The sequence below is a fragment of the Duganella sp. Root336D2 genome (genome assembly GCF_001425005.1).
In the GTDB taxonomy this organism is placed as follows: domain Bacteria; phylum Pseudomonadota; class Gammaproteobacteria; order Burkholderiales; family Burkholderiaceae_D; genus Rugamonas.
This window is the reverse complement of record NZ_LMDB01000026.1, coordinates 1-5817: the sequence shown is the minus strand read 5'-3', so window position 1 is coordinate 5817 and position 5817 is coordinate 1. Positions and strand designations below refer to the sequence as shown.

The 5817-nt window shown below is 56.6% G+C and carries 5 protein-coding genes and 2 pseudogenes; all 7 read left to right on the top strand.

Annotated elements, in window-relative coordinates; genetic code table 11:
• Positions 1-90 precede the first annotated feature (90 nt).
• Positions 91-1560: pseudogene (locus tag ASD07_RS32360) on the top strand (hemagglutinin repeat-containing protein); the annotation flags it as partial.
• Positions 1561-1821: 261 nt separating this feature from the next.
• The gene (locus tag ASD07_RS32355) at positions 1822-3369 is read left to right on the top strand and encodes a VENN motif pre-toxin domain-containing protein (RefSeq protein WP_373922088.1); all 1548 of its coding nucleotides are present in this window, start codon (positions 1822-1824) and stop codon (positions 3367-3369) included.
• On the top strand, positions 3366-3614 hold the full coding sequence (locus tag ASD07_RS18215) for a hypothetical protein (RefSeq protein ID WP_156398073.1): 249 nt from the start codon (positions 3366-3368) through the stop codon (positions 3612-3614). Before ASD07_RS32355 ends, ASD07_RS18215 begins: the two co-directional genes overlap by 4 nt.
• 125 nt (positions 3615-3739) lie before the next feature.
• Positions 3740-4072: a hypothetical protein gene (locus ASD07_RS18210; protein ID WP_055933625.1), complete on the top strand. Its 333-nt coding sequence runs from the start codon at positions 3740-3742 to the stop codon at positions 4070-4072.
• 30 nt (positions 4073-4102) lie between these two features.
• Positions 4103-4555: a hemagglutinin repeat-containing protein gene (locus tag ASD07_RS18205; protein WP_055933621.1), complete on the top strand. Its 453-nt coding sequence runs from the start codon at positions 4103-4105 to the stop codon at positions 4553-4555.
• A pseudogene (locus tag ASD07_RS32350) lies at positions 4455-5185 on the top strand (hemagglutinin repeat-containing protein); the annotation flags it as partial. The gene ASD07_RS18205 and the pseudogene ASD07_RS32350, both read left to right, overlap by 101 nt.
• Positions 5186-5310: 125 nt before the next feature.
• The coding region (locus tag ASD07_RS32345; RefSeq protein ID WP_373922087.1) for a hemagglutinin repeat-containing protein at positions 5311-5817 on the top strand (507 nt) is incomplete at its 3' end.

Here is a 5817-nt window from a genome sequence, read left to right as displayed (position 1 = left end):
ATCGGCTCCTTCGCCCGCGTCAGCTCACCGCTGATCGACCTGGTCAACAACGTGGACGCAGCGCGCAAATCCGACAACCGCCTGAAGGCCATGCAGAGCATGGCGGCAGTCGCCAACATCTACCAGGCCGCCAGCACGGAAAGTGGTGTCCTGGTCAAGGGCGAAGCTGGCATCGGCTTCGCCAGCAGCAGCAACTCCAGTAACGGCAGCGATAGCACCGCACAGGGCAGCACCATCAACGGTGGTCGCAACGTGACCCTGACGGCCACCACTGGCGACATCCACGCCACCGGCGCCGCGCTCAATGCAGGCAAAACCCTGAGCCTGGACGCAGCACAAAACGTCGTGCTGGACGCCAGCCAGAGCACCCTGCATAGCGATGGCAAGAACAAGAGTTCCGGAGCTGAAGTAGGTGTTGGGTTCCAGATCGGCGCGCAAACCGGCGCGTACGTCTACGGCTCTGTCAATGTCGGCAAAGGCCACAACAAGAACGACACCACGCTCAACAACAACACCGAGCTCAAAGCCGACACGATCAATATCAGCAGCAAAGGCGACACCACGCTGAAAGGCGCAACGGCGACCGCCAACACTGTCAACACGGACGTTGGCGGCAAGCTGGCCATCGAAAGCCTGCAAGACATCAGCAAGTTCGACAGCGTGCAGACAAATACCGGTGTGCGCGTGCAGGTAGGTTTTGGTGTAATGGGTGCCAGCGGCAACCTGTCGCAACARAAGGGCAGCGGYACCTATGAAGGCGTGGGCCAGCAATCRGGCCTGTTCGCTGGTGACGGCGGCTACCACGTCAAGGCCGACACGATCGAYCTGARGGGCGGCGCCATCGCCAGCAACAACGCCGCCGCCTCCGAGCTGACGACCAACAAGCTGACCACGTCCGACATCGAAAACAAGATGAAGTACTCTGCCAGCAACGTCAGCGTGGCCGGCGGCATCAGCGGCGACAGCGAATATGGCGCGAAGGRCGCAGATGGCAACASCAAGTCGCTGAGCCAGTCGCAGCTATACGGTACCCCGAAGAGTGGCAACATGACGCCTGGCCTGCCGATGGTGGAGAAGGGCAGCGACAGTTCCAYCACYTACGCCACYATYACCGACGGCAAGATCAGCATCRGYGGYGTRRCGASRAACTCCGTGAAGGACCTTGGCATCAACACTGATGCAAGCAAGGCTAACACTGCACTCGACAAGCTGCCTGATTTACAAAAGCTCCTGAAAGATCAGCAAGCAATGTCGGCCGCCGCTGGTACGGTGATCGCAACCACCAAACAAGTGGCAAGCGATATTGCGGCTGAAGCGCGCAAGGCAGAAGTAGAGGCGCAAAAGACACTGAATAATTCGAACAGCACGGATCAGCAGAGGGCAGAAGCAACCAAGACAATTGCGGACGCCAAACTGGTTCAGACTGAGTGGGGTGTAGGCGGCGAGAAGAGCCGCGCACTGAATGTTGTCACCGGCATCCTGGTTGGCTCGGTCGCAGGGCAGGGCGGCACGCAGATTGCAGCAAATGCAGCGGCGCCATATCTCGCCGCCGAGATTGGCNCACTGAATAATTCGAACAGCACGGATCAGCAGAGGGCAGAAGCAACCAAGACAATTGCGGACGCCAAACTGGTTCAGACTGAGTGGGGTGTAGGCGGTGAGAAGAGCCGCGCACTGAATGTTGTCACCGGCATCCTGGTTGGCTCGGTCGCAGGGCAGGGCGGCACGCAGATTGCAGCAAATGCAGCGGCGCCATATCTCGCCGCCGAGATTGGTGACTACTTCAAGAAGGAAGGCAACGAAAACCAAACGCTGCAGAACTTGAGCCACGCAGTCCTTGGCGCAGCTCTGGCGGTTGCCAACAATTCTAGCGCAGTCAGTGGCGCACTGGCTGGAGGAGGTGGCGAACTAGCTGCACAAGTCTTAACGAAAGAGTTGTACCCACAAGCATTCGATGCAAATGGCGTACTGCAACGTGACAAGCTTACACCGGACCAAGTAAACAACGTTAGCGCGTTATCAAGCGCCATCGGTGCGTTGTTGTCTGGTACCGCTAGTGACGGTATTCGTGACGCAGTAATCGGCGGACAAATTGCGACAAACGCGATCGAAAACAACTACTTGAGCCGTGCCCAAGCCGGTCTTTTCAAGAAAAAGTTGGATGCATGTGAAGCGCAAAAAGGGGGCTGTCCTGATCGCAAAGAGATCATTAATGAATTCAAGTCGATCTCCGATGCAAATGATAAGGCTTTGGAGGTTTGCATTCTTCACGCGGATCTCGCATGCATTAATAGCGCGAGCAAAGACATCGCAACTGAAAGCGATTTGCCGATGTCACTGGTGCGCACGGAATTGAGTGTCTTCAACGGCAGCAACAAGTGGGCCGCAAGCCGGGCTGCTTACGCGAAAGATCATATTAATGACTTAATTAAAAGCCGTGAACTGTTGTGTGGCCCTCTCAGTCAGGCCGCCTGTGATGCAAGAATTTCTCGGATGAAGGGTGATGCGACGATTAGGGCGTTGAAGGTAGCTGCGTTAGGACTTGGTGGTGGTGTTGCGCCTGAAGCTCTCGCTATTCTCAAAGGCGGCCTTTCGATTCTCGTGCAAGCGGGGCGCTTCACCGTTGCGGAGTTGGTTGAACTCGGCACAATAGGTCCGGTGAGCTATTGTCGCAACAAACCTCTGGCATGCTTTGCTGCTGTAGACACGGCAGCAAGTACAGCCGCCGGCGTGCCTATATCTGGAGTATCTATACCGCATTTGCCAAATGGCAGTAGCACGGGTGCGAACGCAATCAAAGAAGAAGCTTCTGCGGTCTCGAAGATTGCAGGATCGACGGCAGCGAGTGAAAAAACGCTGGCAGATGGTTTGGGTGCCGCAACAAAAGGCCTTCCTGCACAAACTGCCAATCAATTGAAGCCGCCTGTACCTCGGGTCGATGTAAGCAGCAAATTTGAGATTGAACCATACAACGGGATAATAGAGATTGATTACCTCGACGCCGACAAAGGAATACATGGGCTAAATGCGTACATCGATAGGGCTGGACGTCTTTCTTTTGAAATTCGAGCAAAGGGGAATGTTGCAGATCTGGGCTCCGGAACGGATATGTTTGCTAGTATGATGCTGCGGTTGGAAAGAGAAAAAATAGAACTTAAAGGCATCACAGGCACATGGAGTTCCGGGGGAGACAGCGTAAACACTGCTCAGTACTTGGAAAACCTAGCATTGGGAATGACCCCTGAAGTCGCTGCGGCAAATACTTGGACTGGGAGAATGGCAGCCCGCTACGGTTTCACTTCGGTTACCGTCCCACCCGGACAAACAGGGAGCGTACGATTTGTCTATTTTAAAAAGCCTGAGCAATGATGAATGAACTGTTAAATGGCATATCCGCCTCGGTACTCTTTCGGGAAATTCTAAAGTCCGACCACACCCTTACTGGAAGGGATCTCAGTAGGATGGTTGCTGAACAGTTTCCAGAGATCGATGGGGGGGCGATCCAATTGATTCGCCGATGGGATGGTGTCGGACGCAGTGAAGGCATTTCTGATGCTGACTTGGATATTGGACTCACTCACTTTTTGAGGGAGGCTGGATATTTGATTTCGTGATATTTGCCTCGGCTGACAGCCGTAAGACGCCGAACCATTCTGTTCAAATGTCCATATAGGGGGCGGCCCGCCGTTATTGCTGACGGCAGACCGGCAGCAGCTATCACTACCAGGCGAATGGTTCGATGATCGACAACAGCACTACCTACAACCAGTTAAGCCGCGTGAACGTTGGCGGTGATTTGTTGATGGCCGCCACGGGCAACCTGAACCTGACCGGTACCCAGTTGGCTATCGGAACCAGCGGTGCCGGAGCCGGCAAGCTGCTGGCTGGCGGCAGCGTGAACATCGCCGCCGTGGTTGATGAAGTGAAGAGCAATCTCCTGAGTGACCCCAACGCCAAGAACTGGGACAAGCAGGTGCGCGCCCACCAATCGGTGGTGGGCGCCAAGGTGGCCTCTACTGGCGACCTGCTGGTCAATGCGGGCATCAACCAAAGCAGTGACCTGAACATCTAAGGCAGCTCGCTTGCAGCAGGCGGCACGCTGATGCTCAAGGCCAGCAAAGACCTGAATATCACCAGCGTCGGCGAGTCTCACCTCTCGGATATTGAGATCCATCGTAAATCGGGCAACGCGGTCAAGAAGAGCAGCAGCGACGCAACTGATTACAACGCAAGTACACTGGCAATCGGCAGCAGCATCAAAGGCGGCAACGTGGTCACCACCAGCGGTGGCGATACCCTGATCAAGGGCAGCACCGTGCTGGCCGATAAAGACCTCAGCATCGACGCCAAAGGTGGCCTGAAGATCGTCAGCGCCGAGGAAACCAGCAAAACATCGAGCACCAGGCAGGAGAAAAAATCCGGCATCAGCGTCCACTATTCGGCCGGCAACCTGAGTGCCGGCCGGCTACGGCAAGTCCAAAGCCTCCTCGCAAAGCTCGGAAGAAACGGTCACGCAGCTGGCTTCCAGCATCGGTTCGCTGGACGGCAGCGTTAAGCTCAAATCCGGCGAAACGCTGCAAGTAGTCGCCTCCGACATCGCCGCCAAGGAAAACCTCACCCTGATCGGCAAGAATGTCGACCTGGCCGCAGCGCAGAACACCTCGGTCAGCCAGTCGAGCACCCAGAGCAACTCTGCCGGATTTGCTATGGGCTTGACGGTCAACCCGCTGGCAGCCTTCCGGAGTGCTTACCGGTCCGACACCGAGAATACCAAAGCGGCCAGCTTCGTTGGCAAGACTTTCAGCCAGGCAGAGGGMATGGTTGACGGCCTCCTGGCGGCTACGACATTGGTCACAACGCAATTCGGTTCCACGCACGCGAACAGCACGCAAAACCACGCCATCAGCGAAGCACGCACCAGCAGCCTGACTGCCGGCAAAGACCTGACCATCATCGCTWYCGATGGTTCGATCACCAGCCAGGGCGCGCAGATCAGCGCCGAAGGCAATGCGCTTCTCCTGGCCAAGGACAACATCAAGTTCGACGTTGCCCACACCACGGAAACCAAATCGCAGGAGTCGAAAAAGTCAGGCTTTAGCTTTGATAACCGTACCCTGCTGGGCGTCGGCACCCTGAACAACAAGGGCGACGGCAATGGCTCTACCGACACCGTCACCGGCACCAANGTCAGGCTTTAGCTTTGATAACCGTACCCTGCTGGGCGTCGGCACCCTGAACAACAAGGGCGACGGCAATGGCTCTACCGACACCGTCACCGGCACCAAACTGTCGGTCGGCGGCAGCACCACAATGGCCACGCAAACCGGCGACATTACGCTGACCGGCGCCAACGTGGTCTCGGAAGGCAACTTGTCGATCAGTGCCGCACGCGACCTGACCATCACCAGCGCACAGGACACGCTCCACAACGCCAACCAGAGCAACAATAAGGCAGTTGGCAAGGTGGTGGTGTCGGACACTGAACGCTTTGCCGGCTACCACAACGAGAAGCACAAGGACAACAGCGACCAGGTGACCCAGGTGGCTTCCAACGTCTCCAGCCTGAAAGGCGACGTGAACCTGACCGCAGGCGGCAAGTATACCCAGGCCTCGAGCAATGTCCTGGCCGGGAATGATGTCAACATCACCGCCAAAACGATCGACATCACGGCGCTGCAGAACACCGGCAGCCACCAGGAATCCAACAGCGACCTGAAGATCGGCTCCTTCGCCCGCGTCAGCTCACCGCTGATCGACCTGGTCAACAACGTGGACGCAGCGCGCAAATCCGACAACCGCCTGAAGGCCATGCAGAGC